A 23,374-nucleotide genomic window follows, 5' to 3' on the forward strand; every position below is an offset into this window, starting at 1 on the left:
CTAGCCGCACCACGTTGCGCGGGGATTACCGCTCATCGACCCGCGAGACGGAGCCTCAGACCGGTCGCACGCTGTGCTCGCGTCTCGACCGCGGCGCGTACGGCGGCCTCCGACCCCACCACGCGCACGTGGTGCCGGGCCCGCGTGGCCGCCGTGTAGAACAGCTCGCGGGTCAGCAGCCGTGACCCCGCGTCTGGCAGCAGCACGGTCACCCGGTCCGCCTGGCTCCCCTGGCTCTTGTGGATGGTCATCGCGTGCATGGTCTCGACCGCGTCGAGCCGCCCGGGTGCGAACTCCTTGAGCCGCTCCGACCCGGCGACGAACGCCCGCGGCCGTCCAGCCTGCCGGACGACCACACCGGTCTCGCCGTTGTAGACGTCGAGCGCGTAGTCGTTGCTGGTGACGAGCAGCGGACGCCCGACGTACCACTGCCCGTAGACGTCCACCTCGGGGTCCTCCGCGAGCCAGCGCTCGACGAGGGAGTTCCAGCGGCGTACGCCGTAGGGCCCCTCGCGGTGGGCGCACAGCAGGCGGTAGCGGTCGAGCTCGGCGAGGGCGCGGGCCGGGTCCTCGTCGGTGGCGGCCTGCCAGACCGCGCGGGCCGCCGCGACCGAGTCGGGCCGCAGCGCCTCCTCGATCGCGGCGTCGTCGGCGGCCTCGACGAACGACACCTGCTCCGACGGGCTGCGCAGCACGGCCAGCACGTCGTCGGCGTCGCCGTCGCGGAGCGCGGCGGCGAGCGCCTTGATGTCGGACTCGGAGCGGAAGTTCTCGGTGAGGGCGGCGACCGGGGAGTCGGGTCTGCCCTCGAAGCCGGCGACCAGGTCGCTGAGCACGGCACCGGCGCCGACGGAGGTCAGCTGGCGCGGGTCGCCGACCAGGATCAGCCGGGACTCGGGACGCAGGGCCTCGAGCAGCCGGCCCATCATCGTGAGCTCGACCATCGACGACTCGTCGACCACGACGACGTCGTACTTGAGCCGGTTGGAGCGGTCGTGGCGGAAGCGGGTCGCGTTGTCGGGGCGCCAGCCGAGCAGCCGGTGGAGCGTGAGCCCGTCGAGCCGGCCGACCAGACCCGGCGCCTCCGGCCAGGTGGCGGCGACCGCGTCGAGCTCGGTGACGACGGCCTCCTGGAGTCGTGTCGCCGCCTTGCCGGTCGGGGCCGCGAGCGCGATCGCCAGGCCGCCGCCGGCCTGGTCGGCGAGGAGGGCGAGCAGCCGGGCGACGGTGGTGGTCTTGCCGGTGCCGGGACCCCCGGTGAGGATCGTCGTACGCCGGCGCACGGCCGCGACGACGGCGGCCTCCTGTTCGGGGCTGAAGTGTCCGGCGCGGACTTTGGCGACCGCGGCGTCCAGCCGCGCCTCGTCGACGACGGGCGCGTCCTGCGCGAGCCGGACGCCGAGGTCGTCGTGGACTTGGGTCTCGAGCCGGTGGTAGCGGTCGAGGTAGAGCAGCCCGAGCTCCCAGCGGACCACGCCCGCGGCGACGAGGGACGAGCCCGCGATCGCGGTCTCCCAGTCGTCGGGCCAGGCGAGCTCGGGCGCGGTCTCGCGGACGGTCGCGAGGTCGAGGCAGACCGAGCCCCGGCGGACGGCGCGCACCGCGAGGGCGACCGCGAGCAGTACCGACTCGTCGGCCTCGTCGCCGAGCGCACCGATGCGGGACGCGACGTGGATGTCGGACGAGGTCAGCACGCCGGCCGCGTTGAAGTCGGCGAGGAGCCCGGTCGCGGTGGTGGCGATGCGCCAGTCGTGGTCGCCGACGGGCTCGAAGAGCTCGGTCATCGCGCACCGTCCAGGAGGTCGGAGAGGGCCTCGACCAGCGCGACCGGAGGACGCCAGGCGAAGACACCGCAGGGCGCCCCGTCGACGAGCGGGGTGTCGGGGCCGCACATGCCGCGCAGGTAGAGGTAGAGCACGCCGCCGAGGTGCTGCTCGGGGTCGTAGCCGGGCTGGCGCCAGCGCAGGAACCGGTGGAGCACCGCGGCGTACAGCAGCGCCTGCAGGGGGTAGTCGGAGTGACCCATCGCCGCGTCGAGCGCCTCGGGGCGGTAGCTGTGGGCCGTGAGCGGCTCGTCGATCGGGCCGAGCCAGTTGGTCTTGTAGTCGACGACCAGGTAGCGCGGCCCGGCCTCGGTGCGGAGCCTCAGGACGACGTCGACCGAGCCGGTGAGGTAGCCGCTCAGGCTCTGCTCGCCGAGCGGTCCGGCCAGCGCCGCGGCGTACTCACGCACCGGGTCACCGACCGGGAGGTGGCGTTCGAGCAGCGGGCCGATCTCACCGAGGGTGCGGCCACCGAGGGGCAGCTCGAAGTCCATCTCGCGGAGCCGGTCGGTCAGGGGCACGCCGCGCAGAGTGGTGCCGGCCAGCGGGCCGAGGGGCGAGTCGCAGACAGCCACCAGGGCATCGGCCAGCTCCTCGCGGTCGAGCTCCACGGGCCACCACCCGAGCTGCTCGTCGATGTGGCCGAGCAGCTCCGCGCGCAGGTCGACGGCGTCGGGGTCGGTGTGCTCGAGGACGGCGTGGACGAGGGAGCCGAAGGTCGCGCCGACCGGGAGTCCTGCCATCGGGGAAGGCACGTCGTCGGGCAGCGGCGCGGCCGGGACGTCGACCACGGGCTCGGTCGGCTCGTCGTCCTTGGCGCCGACCTCCGGCTCGCTGGTGACCGTGGCGGTCACCTCCACCTTGCTCAGGGAGGAGTACGACGCTCGCCGCCACTCGGTGTCGACCTCGCGCGTGAAGATCCGGGCGGCGAGGGCGGGAGTCTCGGGGCGCGGCGGGTCGGCGCCGGGCTCGGCGTGGATCGCCGGCTCCGGCGAGGGGCCGCCGCGGTCGCGCCACGTCGCGAAGAGGGCGACCACGTCGTCATCGTGGGGCACCGGCGGCGTCTCGGGCACGTCGACCGACGCGGGGTCGCGCATCAGCATCCGGTGGAGCGGCGAGGCGACGGCGTTCTTGGTCGGCGCCCACCAGGCGACCACCTGCGACTGGGCCCGGGTGATCGCGACGTACAGGAGCCGGAGCCACTCACCGGCCTCCTCGTCGGCCCACCGGCGGCAGTGGTCGGACCAGTCGGCGCCGCCGCCACCGACGTTGAGGCAGCGCTGGCCGTCGTCGTCGTGGAAGAGCGGCCGGGTGGGCTTGGGCACGAACCGGTCGGAGAGCGCGGGGAGGTAGACGACGGGGTACTCGAGCCCCTTGCTGGCGTGGATCGTCACCAGCTGCACCGCGGCGGCGTCGGAGTCGAGCCGGCGGGTGCGCTCGACCCCACGACCGGCCCGCCCCTCGGACACCTGCTGGCGCAGCCAGGTCAGCAGCGACACCAGGCCGTGGTGCTCGGTGAGCGTGACCTCGTGCAGCGCCTCACCGATGTGGCGCAGGTCGGTCAGCCGCCGGTCTCCCCCGACCTCGGCGAGCACGCGCTCGGGCAGCCCGGCGACGTTGGCCGCCTCGAGCACGGCCGCCAGCCCGCGGGTCGTGAAGAGCTCGACCCAGGCACGCAACGTGTCGGCGACCTCGTCGGTCAGGTCGTCGCCGCGCGCGTCGAGGTCCGCGGCGGTGTGGCCGAGGAAGCAGGTCAGCGCGGCCGAGCGCACGCGGGCGCTCCGGTGTGGTTGCTCGAGCGCCTCCAGGAGGGTCAACCACTCGACCGCAGCCGGCGTCGAGAAGACGCTGCCGCCGCCGGCGATCACGGCCGGGACCCCGACCTCGAGCAGCGCCTCCCGGACGGCGGCCAGGTCGGCGTGGCGATAGCTGATGACCGCGACGTCGCGCGGCAGGACCGGGCGACCCTCGAAGGTCGCTCCCGACGCGAGCAGGCGGCGTACGTCGAGCGCAAGGTCGCGCGCGACGTGGGGCCGGACCTGCCCGACGGCGAGCGTCGCGCTGCCGCTGCGACGGAACTGCTCGCGGCGGACCACCCGGACCCGGAACGGCGCCGGAGCCGGGGCTCCGACGAGCCGGCTCTCGCCGTGGTGTGCCTCGACGTCGCGCACGACGATCCGGTCGTCGCCGAGGGCGGCACCGGCGAGCAGCCGCTGGAAGGAGTCGAGGAGCGGGGCGTCGCTGCGCCAGTTGACCGACAGCGTCTGCTTGGTCGCGGCGGTCTCCGCGGCCTGGAGGTAGGTCGTGACGTCGCCGCCGCGGAACGCGTAGATCGCCTGCTTCGGGTCGCCGATCAGCACCATCGTGGCGTGGCCGGTGAAGGCCCGGTCGAGCACCTGCCACTGCACCGGGTCGGTGTCCTGGAACTCGTCGACCAGCACGATGCTCCAGCGCTGGCGCATCCGCTGGGCGGCCGGGCCGTCCTCGTCGGCGAGCGCCGTCGCGAGCTGGCTGAGCAGGTCGTCGTACGACAGGATCCCGAGGCGCCGCTTGCGGCGGTCGAGCTCGGTGCGGACGGCGTCGGCGAAGCTCACCCGGCGGCCGACCGGCGTCGAGCGGTCCTCACCGGCGGGCTCGAGCCGGGCCTGCGGGTCGCCGATCGCGGCGCGGGCGATGGCGAGGGCGTCGGCGTGGGAGAAGACCGGGCCACCCTCGTCGAAGGCGAACGCGCGGAGGTAGAGGTCGTCGACGGTCTCCTCGACCAGGTCGTCGAGGTCCTCGACCAGCCGGGCACGGGAGTCGGTGTCGCCCGCGACGCCGAGCGAGTCGAGCACCATCGAGCAGAACTGGTGGGTGGTCGCGATGGTCGCGCCGTCGAACCCGGCGAGCGCCTCCGTGACGCGCCGGTGACCGAGCCGACGCTGCTCCGGCTCCCAGGAGCGCAGCAGCGCGACCAGGTCGGACCCGCCGACGTCGCCGACCGCGGGGTCGCCGCTCAGCACCCGCTCGGCCTCGACCAGCTGGGCCCGGACCCGCTCGCGCAGCTCCTGGCTCGCGGCCCGACCGAACGTCACCACGAGCATCTGCTCGAGCTTGGCGTGCCCCTCGGCGACGTACCTCGTCACGAGCGCGCCGATGGTCCAGGTCTTGCCGGTGCCGGCGCTGGCCTCGAGGAGCACGGTGCCGGTGGGCAAGGGGTCGGTGATGGAGAAGGGGCTCACAGGGGACCCACCCTCTCGGCGCCGGTGAGGAGTGGCTCCCAGATCCGCCAGGCAAGGTCGCCGAGGCCAGCGTCGACGAGAGCCTCGACCGGGGTGCGGAGGCCGAAGACCCGCTGGTGGTAAGGATCTGCGTCCTCGCCCTCGATGCCGAGCTGGTGGTGGGGATCGGTCTCCCACTCCCGGCGCGCGGCCTCCACGGGTGGGGTGTCCTGACCCATCAGCTCGCGCGCGTGGGCCTCCGCCCAGGCGGCGCCGGTCTTGACCGGGACTGCGAGCGGACGCGAGAGGCCGAGCTCGCGGAGGTCGGCCAGGTCGCGCAGCCAGGCGACCGCGCGGTGGTCGATCGGTCCCGACAGCGCACGCTTCGGGCCGGCGCGGTCCTTGCCGATGGCGTGGGCGGTCCAGTGCTGGTCGGGGTGGGAGGCGGTCAGGGCGAGGAGGTCGACCCAGGTCTGGAGGCGCTGGCGGGCGTTGAGCCGGGAGTAGCCGAGCGACACGACCCGGTTGCCGTAGACGCCGGGCACGGTGCCGGTCAGCCGTCGCCCGTCGCCGAGGTCCACGTCGACGTCGACGGAGCGGCGGTCGCCGGTGCGCACCTCGGCGGTGCGGGCCCAGAGCTTCTGGCACTCCGCGACGACCTCGTTGAGCGCCGACGTCCCGAGTCCTCCGGGCGGCAGCGTGCCGCTGAGCTGCTCGGCGGTCATCACCGCGACCGGGTCGTGCCCCGCGAGCAGCTCGCGCAGCAGCCGGTCGCCGATCTGCCACTTCTCCAGGCTGTCGAGCGTCACCGGGATCGCGTCGGCCAGGTCGTCGGGCTCGAACGGCGTCGCGACGTCGAGGCGCTCGCGCAGGAACGACTTCACCGGGTGGACCAGGAACGCCTTGAGGTCCTGCAACGACACGTCACCCGGAGGACGAGCCGGGAGCGGTCCGCTCAGCAACGGCGGTGGCTCGTGGCGCACGCTCCACGCGGACCGGGCGCCGGCCAGCGCGGCCGCGTCGAAGCTGAAGGGCGCCGCCGCGACGAAGTTGCGGGCGTCGTAGGGCTGGAGCGGGTGGCGGGTGAGGATCCGGTCGCGCACCGGCGCCGCGGTCGTGCGGTCGGCGGCGTCGAGGATCTCGCCGAGGGGTACGGCGGGAGGACGGGGCGCCCCGGACTGCTCGTTGGCTCCGGTGTAGGTGATGACGAGGTGCTCGGTCGCGGCCAGGACGGCGTCGAGGAGGAGCTGGCGGTCCTCGCTGCGCGCGTCGCGCTCGCCCGTGAGCGGGCGCCTGCCGAGCACGTCGTCACCGTCGACCGCGCCGGCCCGCGGGAACACCCCGTCGTCGAGCCCGACCAGGCACACCACCCGGTGGGGGACCGAGCGCATCGGGACCATCGTGCAGACGGTGAGCGTGCCGGTGCGGAAGTTGGCCCGCGTCGGGCGTCCGGCCAGCCGCGACTGGAGCAGCGCGCGGACATCGGAGAGGCGCAGCTCGATCTCGCCCTCGTGCGACGAGGCGGCCGCCCGCGCCAGCTCGCGCTCGAACTGCGGGAGCTGCCAGGCGTCGTCGTCCGCCACGTCGGTCAGGCCGCGGACGCCGTCGCGCAGGCGGGCGGTCCACTCCGCGACGGTGTGCGCCGCCGCCAGTCCCCGGAGGCAGGTGTCGAGCCGGTCGACCAGCTCGGCGAGCCGGCCCGCCAGGTCGATCTCGGAGCTGGCGACGTCGTCGAGCGGCAGCCCGCGCCCGAGGTGGCGGTGGTCGTCGCCGCTCATCGCGACGCCGAGCAGGATCCGGTCGAGCCCGGCCCGCCAGGTGTTGTGCTCGAAGCGGTCCATCGAGAACGCCGCCCGCGACTGCGCGTCCAGCCCCCAGCGCACCCCGGCGCGGGCGACCCAGCGGCTCACCCGGTCGAGGTCGTCGTCGGTGAACCCGAACCGGCGCCGGCACGGCTCGCTCGCCGCGAGGTCGAGCACGTCCGACGCGGTGACCCGGCCGCCCGACAGCTCCAGCAGCGATCCCGCGATCGCCAGCAGCGGGTTGGTGCTCGTCAGTGCTCGGTCGGCGAGCTTGACGCGCAGCAGGTGGGCGGGATGGCCCGCCACCGTGGCCAGCCCGAACCCGGCCGAGATCAGCGGCGCGTAGGTCTCGATGTCCGGGCACATCACGAGGATGTCGCGGGGCTCGAGGGTCGGGTCGTCCTCGAGCATCCCGACCAGGACCTCGCGGAGCACGTCGACCTGCCGGGCCGCGCCGTGGCAGGCGTGCACCTGCAGGGTGCGGTCACCGTCCGCGAGGTGGCGGCCGGCGCGCTCGTCGTACGACGGCGCGTGATTGGCGCGCAGGTCGTGCTGGAGCCAGCCGAGCATCGTGCTGGTGGCCGGCTCGGTGGTGGGGACCAGATCGGCCCCGATGCCGTCGAGGGTGCGTCGCAGCTCGCGGGCGTCGCGACCGAGCGAGGCAAGGAGCGGGTGGCCGACGCGCTCGGCGGACGTGTCCTCGTCGCGCGGGACCACGCCGCCCAAGCCGGTCAGGTCGTCCCACAGCGTCGGGGAGGGCTGCGGGAGATAGAGGTGCACGTCGCGGTGCTCGCCGAGCGCGGCCAGCAGCTCGACCTCGGTGGCGGGGATGCGGGTGTGCCCGAAGAGTGACAGCCGCCCGGGCAGCGGCAGGTGCGCGCCGCCGGCGCGCAACGCAGCGATCGTCTCGGCATGGCGCACGTCGGGTGGTGACGCGTCGACCCGCGGGAGCAGCCGGCGCCACAGCTCCGCCTGCCAGAGCAGGTCGGGCGCCAGGTCGCCGTCGCGACCCGTCCGCCAGTCGCTGACGAGGCTCGGGCGCTGCTTGGCGTACGACGCGAAGAGAGCGGCCAACCGGATCGCGACCGAGTAGCGACGGCTGCGGCGGAGCTCGCCGTCCGGGCCGTCGAGCCCGTGACCGAGGTGCTGGGCGAGCGTCGCGAACGCGGGGTCGGCGAGGCTCTCGTCGATCGTCGCGAGCAGGGGCCAGACCAGCCGCTCGGGGTCCCACGGGTCGTCGCGCTCGCGGCCGAGCAGCAGGCTCACCAGCGACGGCGGGGACAGGAACCGCACACCCGCGCACACCCCGTCACCACCGCGAGGACCCGTGCCGAGCCGGTGCGAGAGGCGCTGGGTCAGCCAGCGCTCGACCCCCCGGGCCGGCACCACCACGACCTCCTCCGCGAACGGGTCCGGCAGCGGCGTGCCCAGCAGGTCACCCAGCCGGTCCGCGAGCGCGTCGGTCCGCGCGGCTCGGTGGATCTGCAGGGTCACGGGCCGCACCTTACGGCGACCGGCCGACACCCGTTCTGGGTGCCGGGGAGATTCAACGGCCGAACACCTGCGGCGTACGGCGGGTCTCCCTACGCTGCTGGACATGAAGCGCGCACTCCTCCCCCTCGCCGCACTCGCCCTGGTCGGATCCGGCTTCGCCGCCGGGATCACCGTGACGTCCGCCGCTGCCGACGACCCCGCACCGGTCGTCGTCACCCGCCAGTCGCTGGCGGAGGTGGCCTCGCCCCCGGGAGCGCCGCACCGCACGCTGGGCCTGAGCAAGGTCGTCGTGATGCCGGGCGCCCAGCTCGCGGCCCACCACCACCCCGGCCAGCAGCTGGGCTACGTCGCCGAGGGCACGCTGACCTACACCGTCGAGACCGGCTCCGCGAAGCTGATGAAGGGCTCGGGCGACGACCCCACGCTCGTGAAGAAGGTCAAGCCCGGCGACACCGTCAAGGTGAAGAGCGGCCAGTGGCTGATCGAGGAGCAGGGCGAGGTGCACCACGCCGCCAACAACGGCACCGTGCCGGTCGTCATCCTGCTGTCCACGCTCTTCAAGACCGGCGAACCGGCAGCGATCCCGGACTGAGTGCGTCGGGGAGCGGCCGAACGGGTACCGCTCCCCCATGACCGAAACCACGCCCGACCCTGAGCCCGAGGTCGTCGAGCCGACCTCGCCCGCCCCGCCGCCGCAGGACCCGCTGCGTCACTCGCGCACGAGCGGAGCGTGGACGAGCGTCGTCGTGGCGGCGGTGCTGCTCGTGCTGCTGATCATCTTCATCGCGCAGAACACCGACGACGTCGACATCTCTTTCCTCTTCTGGGAGGGCACCGCGCCGCTCTCGGTCGCCCTGCTGATCGCGACCGTCGGCGGCGTCCTGATCACCGCGGCGGTCGGCACCATGCGGATCTGGCAGCTCCGCCGACGGGTGCGCAAGCAGAAGAGCTGAGCGCGCTGAGGATCACTCCGGCTGGGCGACCAGGTCCGCGAGGTAGGTCGCGAAGCCGCCGTGCACCCGGCTCGACGTACGACCCGAGGTCTGCACCGACGTGCTGACGGTCCACTGGCATCCCGCCGCGCGCATCGCCTCGACCAGGAACACGTCCTCGTGCAGGTCGACCGGCTGCAGCCCGCCGGACCGGGCGTACGCCGCGAGCGTGAACGCCAGGTTGGCGCCGTGGACGTGCGCCCGCGGGGTGCGGTGGCGCTCGCGCCAGCGCTCCAGGGCGCTCGGGGGCAGGTCGTCGGGGTCGGGGTGCACCGACCCGACCACCAGGTCGTAGCCGGCCGCGACCAACGCGTGCAGGTCCACGAGCCACAGCTCCGGGACCACGCAGTCCGCGTCGGTGCTCACCACGAGCACCCGCTCGGGCGGCTGGCCGTCGGCGAGCTCCGCGGCCCGCGCGATCCCGGCCGCCCGTGCGACACCGACGCTGGCCGCGTCCACGACCACCGTGTCAACGCCGTACGTCGCCGCGACGGCCGCGGTCTGGTCCCTGCAGCGGTCGAGCACGACGGTGGTGCGGACGACGATGCCCGGCAGGTCGGCGAGGAGCCGGCCGGCGGCCGTGGCGACGGAGGCCAGGCAGGCGCCGAGGAGCTGCTCCTCGTCGTGAGCCGGAACGACGACGTGGACCACCGCGATCGTCATGACGTCGGCTCCGGCAGCGCGTCCGTGGCGGCGAGCACCAGGAGCTCGACGTCCCGGTCCCGGTAGGTCGCCTGCACCGGCAGCCACCCGTCGTCGGTGAAGGCGTGCCGCACCGCGTCCGCGTCCGCCACCCAGCCGTCGATCCGGTGCCGCCAGTGGCACAGCACGACGACGCCGAGCGGCGCGAGCGACGCCCGGACCCGTTCGACCAGCCCCCGCAGCCCGCGCGGGCTGAGGAAGTAGGCCGTCTCCGAGACCACGACCAGGTCGAAGCTGCCGGGCGGCCACTCCTGCGGCACCTGGAGGTGCTCGACCCGGACGTGGTCGTGACCGGCCAGGCGCTGCCGGGCGGCCTCGACCGCGGCGGGGCTGGCATCGACGGCGAGCAGCTCGTGGCAGCGCTCGGCCAACCGTTCGGCGAGCGCTCCGGTGGAGCACCCCACCTCCAGCCCCCGGGCGTACGCCGCTCGCGGCAGCACCGCCAGGGTCAGGTCGCGCTTGCGCTGCTCGTACCACCGCTCGTCGACGCCCCAGGGGTCCGGCTCGGAGCGGTGCAGGTCGTCGAGCGCGGTGTCGCACGCGTCGTCGACGACGTAGACCTCCACCGAGCCGTGGAAGTGCGCGAGGAAGCCGGGATGGAGGAGCACCTCGTCGCCGGGCGCGCTCGAGAGCGCGTCGACCTGGGAGGAGTGCGCGGCGATCGCGCGGCTCTTGCGGGAGCGAGCCCCGGCCGAGAGCTCCATGGTCCGCAGCGCCGGCCAGGGCGCGTCGTCGGGCGTGCCCCAGTGCCACCACCAGACGGGGTACTCCACCAGCGTGGCGTCCGTACGACGGGCCGCCGCGGCCGCGGCTCGTCCGGCGGCCTCGTGGTCGGGGTGGCCGTCCTGCCGCCACGGTGCGGCGAGCAGGGTCGTCGCACCGTCGCCGATCAGGTCGACGAGGCGGGCCGTGACAGCGGGCTCGGACTCGGCGACGGTCCCGTCGCCGAGCGCCAGCATCGTGACGCCCGCGCCCGGGGCGACCTCTCGCAGCGCGTCCTTCGCCTCGCCGAGCCGTCGCTGGGCGAGCTGCGCGCGCGAGTGGGTCGGCGACGCCGGATGGCTGAGCTCGCCTGCGGTCAGGAGCACCAGGTCGATCTCGAGGCCCCGCTCGTGCGCCGTCGCGAGCAGGCCACCTGCCCCGAGCGACTCGTCGTCGGGGTGTGCGGCGACGACGACCAGGCGTCGTACGCCGTCGAGCGTGAGCGACACCCGGTCGGCCCAGCGGAGGTCGGCGGACCAGACCTCGGCGGGGGTGCCGGTGCCGTCGTGGGTGAAGGCCGGTCGGGTCACCACGGCGAGGCTCCGCTCACGAGCCGGCCGAGCGTCGCGGTGTCGCGCTCGGCGTGGTGCTGGCGCAGGTAGACGCGGAGGTCCGCCACGCGGCCGGCGTGCTCCTCCTCGGTGGTCAGCGGACCCGGGCCGAGGGCGTGGTCCGCGGCGAGCAGCGTCGACTCAGCAGCGTCGGCGACGACCTGGCGGACCCGCAGCGCGAGCAGCATCCCGTCGTCGCCGGCAGCTCGGCCGTGGTCGACCGCGTCGGCCGCGCCGAGCAGCACGGACGACGCAGCCGTGAGCGCGACGTCGACCCGACCGAGGTGCAGCTGCCCGACCTGGTCGAGCTCCCGCTCCGCAGCCTGGCGCCAGATCCGACGTGCGAGGCCGACGCTCGCGCCGTACCAGATCGCGGCCACGCCGATCCCGCCCCAGGCGAACCCGTCGCGGCGCAGGTACCACCCCGGCTCGCCGACCGGCGTCGCGGCCGCGTCGTGGAAGTCGACCGGCGTGCTGCGGACGGCGCTCAGCCCCCGCGACACCCACGGCGCGTCGACGGTGGCCACCCCCTGCTGGCGGAGGTCGACAGCGAAGAGCTGGCGGCGCTCGTCGTCGACCCACGCGGTCACGAGGGCGTGGGTCAGGTCCGCAGCCAGCGAGCACCAGGGCTTGCGGCCGGTCAGCGTGGCGCCGTCCGCGGTCGGCACGGCACGGAGCCGGACGCCCGGCCCCTCCGCCGCCCACACGCCCCAGGTGCCGTCGCGCTGCTCGTCCAGGATGGCCGCGGCGTCGAGGTGCGGCTCGACCGCCCGGGCCACGGTGAGGTCCACCGCACCCAGCGTCGCGAGCGCCGCCCACAGGTGCGCCGTCCGTCCGCGACCCGGCGCCGGGAGCCGCACACCCCAGCGCTCGGCGAGCTCGAGTGCGCGGAGCACGTCGCCGCGAGCGTCGCTGGCGTCGGCGGCCAGGGCGACCAGCTCCTCGTCGTGGGGTGGACCGGGAGACAGCGTCACGGCCTCGGTTCCGGGAGGTGGCATGGCCCGGCTGTACCCAGTTCCCCGCTGACCAGCCCCGACCATCATCTGCTCACGAGATGACGGCGTCGATGGTCTTCTTGAGGGCGCTCGGCTGGGCCGGACTGCGAGGCGCCTTCTTCTCGGCGGCGGCCATCTCCGCCCCGATGTCCTGGAGGACCTTGCGCCCCAACGCCTCCCGCACCTTCGGGAACCACTCGTCCTCCTCCTCCTCGATGTGGTGCCGGACGTTCTCGATGAGGACCGTCGTCTTGGCGGTGAACCGCTCGTCCGACGGCTTCATCCCGACCAGCTCCATGACCAGGACGTCCGCGACGTGGTGCTCCTCGTAGGACTCGAGGACGTCGTCCTCCAGCTCCGGCACGAGGTCGCGGACGCGCGGGTACATCACCTCGTTCTCGATGTAGGTGTGCACGGTGAGGAGCTCGATGATCCGGCCGACGAGGTCGCCCTTGGTCTGGTGGGCGTCGTCGCCGGCGTTCTCGAAGTCCTTGAAGGTGCGCAGGATCTGCTTGTGGTCGTTCTTCAGCATCACGATGGCGTCCGTGGACATGGCGTCTCCTTGGGTTGCGGTCACGTCAGGTGCGTGAGCGGCGGGCCCGGACGTACGACGGCTCACGGAGCCGTACGACGCTCGGGTACTGCTGCAGGCCGTCCACCTGGTGGCGGACGGGGTCGAACGAGAGGTGCTGGTCGGCGGCCCGGGCGGTGGAGAGACGGAGCACCGCGAACGGCTGCCAGTCACCGGCCCGGTGTGCCCAGGCGAGCTCGAAGGTCTCGGCGCCCACCGCGCGGGCACCGAGCAGCACGGGACCGGCGTCCGTGCGGTAGGGAAGCAGGGTGGTCATCGGCCGACCGCGCGGATCACGGCTCGCGGTCAGCACGAACCGGCTGAGCCGTCCCCACCCGGTGGACGCGAACAGGAGGTCCCCGGACCCGACACGGACGGCGAGCCCGTGGATGTCCGGCATCGCCGACGGCAGCCCGATGGCCCGGGACAGCCGCACCTGCACGTCGTCCTCACCCGGCTCGTCCAGCCACGGCACCCCGACCGGCTCGGGGGACCCGTGGCGGTAGATCCGCCCGCGCAGCACCACGCCGCGCGGATGCAGGGGCTTGGCCGCCGGTCGGACCGTCGCCAGGGCTCGGGTGGCCTGGGCGAGCACAGCACCGCCGGCGGAGGCCGCGACGTCGCGCGTCAGCCGAGCGCCGGCTAGAACCGCGTCCGGTGTGCTCGAGGCCATGGTTCCTCCAGGGGTAGGACCATGCGGTACCCCTCCTGGTCAGGCGGACGCCACCCCGAGGGGTGACAGGCGTCGGCTCCCCTACCCTCCGGCCGGTCCGGCGATGATGGGGACCTCGAGCCGCTCGGCGAGCTCGTCGTACGACGTGCCGAACGTGTCGAGGACGACCACGCCATCGGGGGTGATCTCGAAGGTCGCGACGTCGGTGTAGACCCGGTCGACGCAGCCGACCCCGGTCAGCGGGTAGGTGCACGACGGCACCAGCTTGGAGGACCCGTCCTTCGCGAAGAGCGTCATCATCACGAAGACGCTCTTGGCACCGATCGCGAGGTCCATTGCGCCACCGACGGCGGGGATCGCGTCGGGCGCGCCGGTGTGCCAGTTGGCGAGGTCGCCGGTCGCGGAGACCTGGAAGGCGCCGAGCACGCACACGTCGAGGTGGCCGCCGCGCATCATCGCGAAGGAGTCGGCGTGGTGGAAGTACGACGCACCCGGGAGCTCGGTCACCGGGATCTTGCCGGCGTTCGTGAGGTCCGGGTCGACCTCACCCTCCTGCGCCGCAGGCCCCATGTTGAGCATGCCGTTCTCGGTGTGGAGCACCACGCCCGAGCCGGTTGGGAGGTGGTCGGCGACCAGCGTCGGCTGGCCGATACCGAGGTTGACGAACGACCCCGGCGGGATGTCCTGCGCGACCAGCTGGGCCATCTCGTCCTTGGAGAGAGTCATACGGTCACGATCCTGTCCACGTAGATGCTCGGCGTGACCACGGCCTCCGGGTCGAGCTCGCCGGTCTCGACGACCTCGCGCACCTGGACGATCGTGGTGGCCGCAGCGGTCGCCATCACCGGCCCGAAGTTGCGGGCGGTCTTGCGGTAGACGACGTTGCCCATCCGGTCGGCGCGGTAGGCGCCGACCAGCGCGACGTCGCCGCGGATGGGGTACTCCAGCACGTAGGTACGCCCGTCGATCTCGCGCGTCTCCTTCCCCTCTGCCAGCGGCGTGCCGACGCCAGTCGGGCAGAAGAACGCGCCGATCCCCGCACCGGCGGCGCGCATCCGCTCGGCGAGGTTGCCCTGCGGCACCAGCTCGAGCTCGACCTTGCCCTCGCGGTAGAGCCCGTCGAAGACCCACGAGTCCTTCTGGCGCGGGAAGGAGCAGATCACCTTGCGCACGCGGCCCTTCGCGAGCAGCGCGGCCAGGCCGGTGTCGCCGTTGCCGGCGTTGTTGTTGACGACGGTCAGGTCGGTCGCGCCCTGGTCGATCAGCGCGTCGATGAGCTCGACCGGCATGCCGGCCATCCCGAAGCCGCCGATCAGGACGGTCGACCCGTCGGCGACGTCCGCCACGGCCTCGGCCGCGGTGTCATAGATGCGGGTGCTCATCGGACCACCCACGACGGTGCGTGGCCCCGGCCGGCGGTGGCCGATCCACCGAGCGGACCCCGAGCAAAGGTGGACAGCCCACCGCCGCCCTGCGCCACCCGCATCGGCGGTGCGAGATCCACCGAACCACTCCCGACAGAAGGTGGACAGTCCACCGCCGGCCCGTCGGCGCGCAGACCCGCGGTGCCAGAGATCCTCACGACACGTTCTCCAGCACGACGGCGAGCGCCTGGCCGACGCCGATGCAGATCGCCGCCACGCCGTACCGGTCACCCGACTCCTGCAGCCGTGCGGCGAGGGTGCCGAGGATCCGGCCGCCGGACGCACCGAGCGGGTGGCCGATCGCGATCGCGCCGCCCTTGGCGTTGACGATCTCGGGGTCGACCTTCCACGCGTCGACGCAGGCGAGCGACTGCACGGCGAAGGCCTCGTTGAGCTCGATGGCCGAGACGTCGGCCCAGGTGATGCCGGCCCGGGCGAGCGCCCGGTCGGCGGCCTCGACGGGGGCGAAGCCGAAGAGCTGCGGCTCGAGCGCGGACACCCCGCGGCCCGCGATCCGGGCGATCGGGTCGATGCCGATCGCGGCGGTCTCCGACCCGAGGAGCACGGCGGAAGCGCCGTCGTTGAGCGGGGACGCGTTGCCGGGGGTGATCGTGCCGTCCTTGCGGAAGGACGGTTTCAGGCCAGCGAGCTTCTCGGCCGACGACCCCGGCCGGATGCCTTCGTCGCGGGTCAGGTCGACGTCCGGGACGGGGACGACGAGGTCGTCGTAGAAGCCGGCCTCCCACGCGTCGTGCGCCAGGTTGTGCGAGCGGGCCGCGAACTCGTCCTGCCGCTCGCGGGAGATGGCGTACTTCTCCTGGAGCAGCTCGTTGGCCTCGCCGAGCGAGACCGTCCACTCCGCCGGCATCCGGTCGTTGACCAGCCGCCAGCCGAGCGTCGTCGACACCGCGGTGACGTTGCCGGCCGGGAACCCCTTGCTGGGCTTGGGCAGGACCCACGGGGCGCGGGTCATCGACTCGACGCCACCGGTGAGCACGACGTCGGCATCGCCGGACTCGATGGTGCGCGATCCGATGATCGCGGCGTCGAGCGACGAGCCGCAGAGCCGGTTGACCGTCGTGGCCGGGACCGACACCGGCAGGCCGGCGAGCAGGACTGCCATCCGGCCGACGTTGCGGTTGTCCTCGCCCGCCTGGTTGGCGCAGCCCCAGACCGTGTCGCCGATCGCGGCCGGGTCGAGACCGAGCGCCTTCGCGAGCACTCCCTCGATCGCGACGGCGGCCAGGTCGTCGGGACGCACCTCGGCGAGGGCGCCGCCGAAGCGGCCGAACGGCGTGCGGGCGGCGGCGTACAGGAACGCGCTTGTCATGCGAGACCTTCCTCAGTCAGGACTTGCTGGGCGATCCGGAACGCCGTGTTGGCGTCGGGCACCCCGCAGTAGATGGCGGACTGAAGCAGCACTTCCTTGATCTCCTCGACGGTGAGGCCGTTGCGGAGGGCGGCGCGGAGGTGCATCGCGAGCTCCTCGTGGTGGCCGCGGGCGATCAGCGCGGTGAGGGTGATCATCGAGCGGCTGCGCCGGTCGAGACCCGGACGGGTCCAGATCTCGCCCCAGGCGTACTCCGTGATGAACGACTGGAACTCGCGGGTCAGGTCGGTCGCACCGGCGGTCGCGCGGTCGACGTGCTCGTTGCCGAGCACCTCGCGCCGCACCGCCATCCCGGCGGCGTACCGGTCCGAGGACGCCAGCGGCGGCGCCTCCCCCAGCACGTGCTGGCGGATCAGGGCCGCCACCGCCTCGGGCGCTTCGGCCGGGGCGAGGTGGGCGACGTCGTCGAGCGTGACGAAGCGGCCGTCCTTCACGCCGTCCGCGATCGCGCGCAGCCCCTCGGGCGGGGTGACCGCGTCGGCGGCGCCGGCGACGGCGAGGACCGGTGCCCCGATCTCCGCAAGCCGGTCGCGTACGTCGAACTCCGCGAGCGCGCCGCACACCTGGAGGTAGCCGGCGTCCGCGGTGTCCTGGAGCGCGACCAGGAGCGCGGACCCGCGGCCCGGCTCGCGGTCGAGGAAGTCGGGGGCGAACCACCGCTCGGCCGAGGCGGTGACCATGACCGAGGTGCCGGACGCGCTGACCTTGGCGATCCGGTCCTGCCACAGCTGGGGGGTGCCGATCTGCGCACCGGTGCAGAGCAGCACGGCGGAGTCGACCGCTTCGGGCGCGTCGAGCATCAGCTGCAGGCCGACGCAGCCACCGACGGAGTCGCCGGCGTAGGCGAACGGTCCCTCGTCGCCGCGCTCGGTGGAGATGTCGTCGACGACCCGCAGCACGCCCGCTGCGAGCTCGGCCATCGTGAAGGGCTCCTCCGGCACCGACCGGTTGTGGCCGTGGCCAGGAAGGTCCCAGGCGACCACGTCGAAGTGTGCGGTCAGCCCGGAGGCGCACGACGACCAGAGTGCGGTGGCGGACGTCCCGAGCGACGGGCCGAGGACCAGCAGCGGCAGCTCCGTGCGGTTGCGTGCGCCGGTCAGGCGTACGGCGGTGATGGCGGGGATCATGCGGTCTCCTCCAGGGTGTGGCGGGCACGGGCGATCACGGCGTCGACGTACGCCGCGGAGTCGCCCAGGTAGGACGGCGCAGGATCGTGACCGGCCGCGGCTGCCATCGATCGCTGCTCGGCGAGCACCGCGTCGCCCGCTGCGGCGAGGGTCGAGGCCATCCGCTCGGCATCGACCCGGAGATCCGCGACCAGGTCGGCGGTCTGGGACGCCGCCACCAGGGTGCGGCGGACCAGGTCGCGCAGGGTCGCCCACTCCGCGTGCCAGCCGCCGTCGGCGCGGTCGTCGACCTGGGACGCGGCCGCGACGTGCAGCGTGGCCGCCAGCTGCGGCGTCGTGAGCGCGGCCCGCCGGACCAGCACGGAGAGGACCGGGTTGGCCTTGTTGGGCATCGTCGACGATCCGCCGCCGCTCCCCTCGGCCAGCTCGCCGATCTCGGGGCGCGACATGGTGAGGACGTCGTTGGCGATGCGAGCACAGGCGTCCGTGCAGCCGACCAGGGCGTCGCCCAGCCTGGTGACCGGCGCGCGGGTGGTGTGCCACCGCGGGATGCCCAGCGGCAGGTCGCGGCCGAGCTCGACGATGGCCGCACGGGTGCCGGCGGCCCCGCCGATCTGGTCCGGGAAGTCGAGGTCGTCGAGGAGCTCGTCCGCGTCGAGCACCGCGGTGAGCCAGGCTGCGACCCGGAAGCCGAACGTCGTCGGGATCGCGTGCTGGGTGAGCGTCCTGGCCACCATCGGGGTGTCGCGGTGCTGCTCGGCCAGGTCGACGAGCCGACCGAGCAGCGAGTGCAGGTCGTGGCGCAGGGACTCGACGGCGGCCTCGGCCATCCGCATCAGCGCCGAGTCGACGACGTCCTGGCTGGTGAGCCCGCGGTGGGCGGCCGGGTCCTGCTCCTGGAGCAACCGGACCAGCGGGATCACCGGGTTGCCGCCGGCCTCGGCGTCGAGCGCGAGGTCCTCGGCGTCGACGAGCCCGGTGAAGGGAGCGCCGGCCCAGTCCTCCTCGACGGACAGGAGGGCGCCGACGAAGTCCTCGGCCGTGAAGTGGGACCCGGCGCGCTCGTCGCCGGGCCAGAAGAGGTCCGCCATGGCCTCAGTCTTGCGCGTAGGTGAGGAAGACGGTCTCGTCGTCACCCTGCAGCCGGATGTCGAAGACGAAGCCGCGGTCGTCCGCACGCGTCGACAGGCTCGACAACGCGGCCGGTGCGGCACCCGGGAGGTAGGCCCGGGTGAACAGCCGGTCGAGCAGCCCGCGGGCGAAGACGGTCAGGGCGAAGTACGGCGTCTCGCCGCCGGGGCGCAGCGTCGTGAACTGGTAGTGCCCGGCGCGGTCGGTCTCGGCACGCCCCCACCCGGTGAACGTGTAGCCGTCGCGGCTCAGCGAGCCGGGGGCGCGCGGGACCGATCCGTCGGGGGCGGCCTGCCAGAGCTCGATCAGCGCGTCCGGCACGGGGTCGCCGGCGCCGTCGAGCACGCGGCCGTGCAGCCGCACCGCGTCGGGTCGCGTGGGCGGGACGAGCTCGTTGCCCCCGTCGTACGGCAGCGCGTAGGCGAAGAACGGGCCGACGGTCTGCCCCGGCGTGGGAGTGGTGCTCATGCTTCCTCCTCCTCGAGCGGGGTCCGGTGGCTGCCGGTGAGCACGATGTCCCAGCGGAAGCCGAGGCTCCACTCGGGCCGGGTCAGGTCGTGGTCGTACGTCGCGACCAGCCGGTCGCGGGCCGCCTGGTCGGTGATCGCCTGGTAGATCGGGTCGAGCGCGAACAGCGGGTCGCCCGGGAAGTACATCTGGGTGATCAGCCGCTGGGTGAACTCGCGACCGAAGAGCGAGAAGTGGATGTGCGCCGGCCGCCAGGCGTTCTGGTGGTTCTTCCACGGGTAGGGGCCTGGTTTGATCGTGGTGAAGGCGTAGTTGCCGTCGGCGTCGGTCAGGCAGCGGCCGGTGCCGGTGAAGTTCGGGTCGAGCGGCGCGGGGTGCTGGTCGCGCTGGTGGATGTAGCGCCCACCGGCGTTGGCCTGCCAGATCTCGACCAGCTGGTTGCGGACCGGTCGGCCCTCGCCGTCGAGCACCCGGCCGGCCACGGTCATCCGCTCGCCGATCGGCTCGCCGCGGTGCTGGATGGTCAGGTCGGCCTCGAGCGGGTCGACGTCCTGCTGACCGAAGACCGGCGCCCACAGCTCGATCCCCTCGGGGTCGACCTGCTGCGGTGCCTTGGTCGGGTGGCGCAGGATGCTGGAGCGGTACGGCGGGTAGTCGGTGCGGACGTCCGTCTCCGTCACACCACTAGCGTCGTACTTCTGGGCGATCGTCGCGATCTCGGCGCTGATCTCCGCCTGGCTGGCAAGTTCGGTCACGTGGGCGAAGGTAGGCCTCGCGACGGGCCGGTGACGACTGGCTCTTTCCGTTCAGTGGAAGACTGCTCCGCATGGCCGGCAACACCTCCACCCCCGGCGCGACCGTCACCTCACGCGCGCTGGCGCTGCTCGGCGCGTTCGACGAGCACCACCGGCGGCTCACCCTGACCCAGCTCTCCGAACGCGCCGGGCTGCCGATGCCCACCACGCACCGGCTGGTCGGCGAGCTGGTCGCCTGGGGTGCACTGAGCCGCACGCCGGCCGGTGACTACGCAGTCGGTCGCCGCCTCTGGGACCTCGGTCTGCTCGCGCCCGTGCAGACGGGGCTGCGCGAGGTCGCGTCGCCCTACCTCCACGACCTGTACGGAGCGACGCTCGCGACCGTCCACCTGGCGGTGCGCGACGGCACGGCGGTCCTCTACGTCGACCGGCTCGCCGGACACGCCTCGGTGCCGGTCGTCAGCAGCATCGGCTCGCGGCTGCCGATGCACGCGACCGGGGTCGGCAAGGTGCTGCTCGCCCACGCGCCGGTCGAGGTGCAGCACGCGGTCCTGTCCGACCTGCCCCGGGTCACGGCGTACACGATCACCCAGCCCGGGCTCCTGCGTCGCCAGCTCGGCAAGACCCTGCGCGACGGCTACGCCACCACCACCGAGGAGATGAGCCTCGGCGCCTGCTCGATCGCCGTGCCCGTACGCCGCGGCCCGGACGTCGTCGCCGCGCTCGGCCTGGTGCTGCCGTCGCTCAAGGACCGGCCCAAGCTGGTCGGCGCCCTCCAGGTCGCCGCCCACGGCATCGGCCGCGCCCTCACCACCGGCGGTTGAGGAAGGCCCTCTGGGGCGTGTCTCGAAACCCCGGAACCGACCCAGGCACGTCGGCTGCGGGGTTATCGCCACCAATGGCGCCACCTTCCACCCAGCGGAACACTCCCCTGATCGGACCGCGCCTCGACCGACCACACTGCCGTCATGCGCACCCAGGTCGCCATCATCGGCGCGGGCCCGGCCGGGCTCCTCCTCTCCCACCTGCTGGCCGCCGACGGCGTCGAGTCCGTGGTCCTCGAGACCCGGTCGGAGGAGTACGTCGCGAGCAGGATCCGCGCCGGCATCCTCGAGCAGTCGTCGGTCGACCTGCTCCGCGAGGTCGGTCTCGGCGACCGGCTCGACCGCGAGGCCGACGCCCACCGGGGGATCTACCTGCAGTGGCCCCACGAGCGGCACCACCTCGACTTCGAGGCGCTCACCGGCCGCCGGGTCTTCGTCTACGGCCAGACCGAGGTGCAGAAGGACCTGGTCGCCGCGGCGAGCGCTCGCGGGCAGGAGGTGGTCTACGAGATCAGTGACACCGCGCTGCACGACCTCGAGACCGACCGGCCGTCGGTGACCTACACCGACCGCGACGGCGTCGACCAGCGGCTCGAGGCAGATGTCGTCGTCGGCTGCGACGGGTCGTTCGGGCCTTCGCGCGCGGCCGTGCCCGACGGCGTACGCACCACCTGGGAGAAGACGTATCCCTACTCCTGGTTGGGGATCCTCGCCGACGTGGCCCCGTCGACCGACGAGCTGATCTACGCCTGGCACCCCGACGGCTTCGCCATGCACTCGATGCGCTCGGCGACCGTCTCCCGGCTCTACCTGCAGGTCCCGAACGACACCGCCGTCGACCAGTGGTCCGACGACCGGATCTGGTCGGCACTGCAGACGCGGCTCGGTCACGGCCAGGACGGCTGGGAGCTGACGACCGGACCGATCACCGACCGGAGCGTGCTGCCGATGCGCTCCTTCGTGCAGCAGCCGATGCGCCACGGCCGCCTCTTCCTGGCCGGCGACGCCGCCCACATCGTGCCGCCGACCGGCGCCAAGGGTCTCAACCTCGCGGTCGCCGACGTCGCGCTGCTCGCCCCGGCCCTCGCCGCCCTGCTCCGGGGCGACCCGGGTCTCGCCGACGGCTACTCCGACGCGGCCCTGCGTCGGGTCTGGCGGTGCACGCACTTCTCCTGGTGGATGACCACGATGCTGCACACGAGCGTCGACCCGTTCGACGCGCAGCTCCAGCTCTCCCAGCTCCGGTGGGTCACGTCGAGCGAGGCCGGCGCCACCGGGCTCGCCGAGAACTACGCCGGTCTCCCCATCGGGTTCTGAGCCGCCTTCACAGCAACTCCACAGCGCTCTCACCTGAGGGGATCAGGATGGTCGGCTGAAGTGGTTCCATGACCACTCCGGACTCCCCGCCGCCGCCGTACAGCCCGTACGACCCGTACCGCTCCTTCGCGCAGGCCGCCGCTCCCGCACCCGAGACCACCACTGCCCGCCGTCGCCCCTGGCGCGGCATCGCCGCCGGTGCCGTCGCCGGCGGCGTGCTCGCCGCCTCGATCGCCGTGCCGTCGACCTGGGCACTCACCCGCGCCGACCAGTCGGCCGCGACCCCGACGGCCGGTGCGGCCGCGCCTCAGCAGGTCCCGCAGGAAGGGCTGCAGGCGCCGCAGGAGGGCACGATCCCGTCCTTCCCGGGCACCCAGTCCGGCCAGGACCCGTACGGCCAGTCGACCTCCGACGAGCAGTCGAACGCCACCGACGCCCAGTCGCAGGGCGTGGTCCTCATCAACACCACGCTCACCGACGGCGAGGCGGCCGGCACCGGCCTGGTCCTCGACTCGTCGGGCATCGTGCTCACCAACTACCACGTGGTCGAGGGCTCGACGTCGGTCAAGGTCACCATCGCCAGCGACGGCACGACGTACGACGCCACGGTGGTCGGCCACGACCAGAAGGCCGACATCGCCGTGCTCCAGCTCGACGGCGCCTCGGGCCTGGCCACGGTCAACCTCGACGACGACGACGAGCCGGCCGTGTCCGACGCGGTGACCGCCGTCGGCAATGCCCAGGGCCAGGGCTACCTGTCCGCCTCGGACGGGTCCGTCGTCGCGCTCGACCAGTCGATCAACACCCAGTCGGAGGGCTCGGTCGCGGGCGAGCGCCTGACCGGCCTCATCGAGACCAACGCCTACGTCGTCGGCGGCTACTCCGGCGGTGCGCTCCTCGACGCCGAGGGCGAGGTCGTCGGCATCACGACCGCCGCGTCGAGCGGCGGCGTCACCGAGAGCTACGCCGTCCCGATCGACGACGCCCTCACGGTCGCCGACGCGATCGAGTCCGGCCAGGAGGGTGCCGACGTCGAGATCGGCCCGTCCGCCTACCTCGGCATCGGCATCGCCAGCGACGACCTGCAGATCGCGTCGGTCGAGACCGGATCCGCGGCCGCCTCCGCCGGCATCGCCGCGGGCGACACGCTGACCTCGCTGGACGGGACCACCCTCTCGTCGTACGACGAGCTGCACTCGACGCTCGCCGGCTACGCCCCGGGCGACAAGGTGACCATCGGCTGGACCGACACGAGCGGCCGGTCGCACACCGCGAGCGTCACGCTGGGGACCTCGCCGATCAACTGATCCGTCCGGTCTAGTCCGGTGAGACGACCGTCACAACTTTCCGATTCACCCCTCGTTGCCCTGGGT

General features: G+C 73.5%; 20 protein-coding genes. 5 read left to right on the top strand and 15 right to left on the bottom strand.

Translation table 11 applies throughout. The features are described 5' to 3' along the window. Positions 1–32 precede the first annotated feature (32 nt). The 3 genes from recD to recC are packed head-to-tail and all read right to left on the bottom strand — an operon-like array spanning position 33 to position 8,319. Positions 33–1,784 (bottom strand): exodeoxyribonuclease V subunit alpha, encoded by a 1,752-nt coding sequence (gene recD, locus ABLE68_RS06895; RefSeq protein ID WP_348870573.1) that lies wholly within the window; start codon positions 1,782–1,784, stop codon positions 33–35. Next, a complete protein-coding gene (locus tag ABLE68_RS06900; RefSeq protein WP_348870574.1) occupies positions 1,781–5,044 on the bottom strand; it encodes a UvrD-helicase domain-containing protein in 3,264 nt (1,087 codons plus the stop codon). The genes recD and ABLE68_RS06900 overlap by 4 nt, the downstream gene beginning before the upstream one ends. Next, positions 5,041–8,319, bottom strand: a complete 3,279-nt coding sequence (gene recC, locus ABLE68_RS06905; protein WP_348870575.1) for an exodeoxyribonuclease V subunit gamma — start codon at positions 8,317–8,319, stop codon at positions 5,041–5,043. Before recC ends, ABLE68_RS06900 begins: the two co-directional genes overlap by 4 nt. A 103-nt stretch (positions 8,320–8,422) precedes the next feature. Between recC and ABLE68_RS06910 the strand changes: the two genes are divergently transcribed. Then, on the top strand, positions 8,423–8,911 hold the full coding sequence (locus tag ABLE68_RS06910) for a cupin domain-containing protein (protein WP_348870576.1): 489 nt from the start codon (positions 8,423–8,425) through the stop codon (positions 8,909–8,911). A 37-nt stretch (positions 8,912–8,948) separates the two neighbouring features. Beyond that, complete coding sequence (locus ABLE68_RS06915; RefSeq protein ID WP_348870577.1) at positions 8,949–9,272, top strand: LapA family protein; 324 nt, start codon at positions 8,949–8,951, stop codon at positions 9,270–9,272. Between the two features lie 12 nt (positions 9,273–9,284). Here ABLE68_RS06915 and ABLE68_RS06920 read toward each other — a convergent pair whose 3' ends face one another. From ABLE68_RS06920 to pcaH, 12 genes are all read right to left on the bottom strand, one after another. Next, positions 9,285–9,974, bottom strand: a complete 690-nt coding sequence (locus tag ABLE68_RS06920) for a glycosyltransferase family 2 protein (RefSeq protein WP_348870578.1) — start codon at positions 9,972–9,974, stop codon at positions 9,285–9,287. After that, positions 9,971–11,305, bottom strand: coding sequence for a PIG-L family deacetylase (locus ABLE68_RS06925; protein WP_348870579.1), 1,335 nt, complete (start codon positions 11,303–11,305; stop codon positions 9,971–9,973). Before ABLE68_RS06925 ends, ABLE68_RS06920 begins: the two co-directional genes overlap by 4 nt. Beyond that, positions 11,302–12,324, bottom strand: a complete 1,023-nt coding sequence (locus ABLE68_RS06930) for an acyl-CoA dehydrogenase family protein (RefSeq protein ID WP_348870580.1) — start codon at positions 12,322–12,324, stop codon at positions 11,302–11,304. Before ABLE68_RS06930 ends, ABLE68_RS06925 begins: the two co-directional genes overlap by 4 nt. Before the next feature lie 49 nt (positions 12,325–12,373). After that, positions 12,374–12,874 carry a hemerythrin domain-containing protein gene (locus ABLE68_RS06935; RefSeq protein ID WP_348870581.1) on the bottom strand — a complete coding sequence of 167 codons (501 nt, stop codon included), beginning with the start codon at positions 12,872–12,874 and terminating at the stop codon, positions 12,374–12,376. 25 nt (positions 12,875–12,899) lie between these two features. Then, positions 12,900–13,565 carry a hypothetical protein gene (locus ABLE68_RS06940; RefSeq protein ID WP_348870582.1) on the bottom strand — a complete coding sequence of 222 codons (666 nt, stop codon included), beginning with the start codon at positions 13,563–13,565 and terminating at the stop codon, positions 12,900–12,902. Between the two features lie 81 nt (positions 13,566–13,646). After that, the gene (locus ABLE68_RS06945; RefSeq protein WP_348870583.1) at positions 13,647–14,291 is read right to left on the bottom strand and encodes a 3-oxoacid CoA-transferase subunit B; all 645 of its coding nucleotides are present in this window, start codon (positions 14,289–14,291) and stop codon (positions 13,647–13,649) included. Next, positions 14,288–14,947, bottom strand: a complete 660-nt coding sequence (locus ABLE68_RS06950; RefSeq protein ID WP_348870584.1) for a 3-oxoacid CoA-transferase subunit A — start codon at positions 14,945–14,947, stop codon at positions 14,288–14,290. Before ABLE68_RS06950 ends, ABLE68_RS06945 begins: the two co-directional genes overlap by 4 nt. Before the next feature lie 196 nt (positions 14,948–15,143). Next, positions 15,144–16,319: a thiolase family protein gene (locus tag ABLE68_RS06955; RefSeq protein ID WP_348870585.1), complete on the bottom strand. Its 1,176-nt coding sequence runs from the start codon at positions 16,317–16,319 to the stop codon at positions 15,144–15,146. Beyond that, positions 16,316–17,506: a bifunctional 3-oxoadipate enol-lactonase/4-carboxymuconolactone decarboxylase PcaDC gene (pcaDC, locus tag ABLE68_RS06960; protein ID WP_348870586.1), complete on the bottom strand. Its 1,191-nt coding sequence runs from the start codon at positions 17,504–17,506 to the stop codon at positions 16,316–16,318. Before pcaDC ends, ABLE68_RS06955 begins: the two co-directional genes overlap by 4 nt. Continuing rightward, on the bottom strand, positions 17,503–18,597 hold the full coding sequence (locus ABLE68_RS06965; protein WP_348870587.1) for a lyase family protein: 1,095 nt from the start codon (positions 18,595–18,597) through the stop codon (positions 17,503–17,505). Before ABLE68_RS06965 ends, pcaDC begins: the two co-directional genes overlap by 4 nt. 4 nt (positions 18,598–18,601) lie before the next feature. After that, entirely contained in the window at positions 18,602–19,105 is a 504-nt protein-coding gene (pcaG, locus tag ABLE68_RS06970; protein WP_348870588.1) for a protocatechuate 3,4-dioxygenase subunit alpha, read from the bottom strand. Continuing rightward, positions 19,102–19,860 carry a protocatechuate 3,4-dioxygenase subunit beta gene (pcaH, locus tag ABLE68_RS06975; RefSeq protein ID WP_348870589.1) on the bottom strand — a complete coding sequence of 253 codons (759 nt, stop codon included), beginning with the start codon at positions 19,858–19,860 and terminating at the stop codon, positions 19,102–19,104. Before pcaH ends, pcaG begins: the two co-directional genes overlap by 4 nt. A gap of 71 nt (positions 19,861–19,931) precedes the next feature. Between pcaH and ABLE68_RS06980 the strand changes: the two genes are divergently transcribed. From ABLE68_RS06980 to ABLE68_RS06990, 3 genes are all read left to right on the top strand, one after another. Next, positions 19,932–20,684 carry an IclR family transcriptional regulator gene (locus ABLE68_RS06980; protein WP_348870590.1) on the top strand — a complete coding sequence of 251 codons (753 nt, stop codon included), beginning with the start codon at positions 19,932–19,934 and terminating at the stop codon, positions 20,682–20,684. Between the two features lie 144 nt (positions 20,685–20,828). Continuing rightward, positions 20,829–22,001 carry a 4-hydroxybenzoate 3-monooxygenase gene (locus tag ABLE68_RS06985; RefSeq protein ID WP_348870591.1) on the top strand — a complete coding sequence of 391 codons (1,173 nt, stop codon included), beginning with the start codon at positions 20,829–20,831 and terminating at the stop codon, positions 21,999–22,001. Positions 22,002–22,069: 68 nt separating this feature from the next. Continuing rightward, positions 22,070–23,308, top strand: coding sequence for a S1C family serine protease (locus ABLE68_RS06990; protein WP_348870592.1), 1,239 nt, complete (start codon positions 22,070–22,072; stop codon positions 23,306–23,308). Positions 23,309–23,374: the final 66 nt, after the last annotated feature.

It is taken from the genome of Nocardioides pollutisoli (assembly GCF_040045055.1).
GTDB classification, from domain to species: domain Bacteria; phylum Actinomycetota; class Actinomycetes; order Propionibacteriales; family Nocardioidaceae; genus Nocardioides; species Nocardioides tweenelious.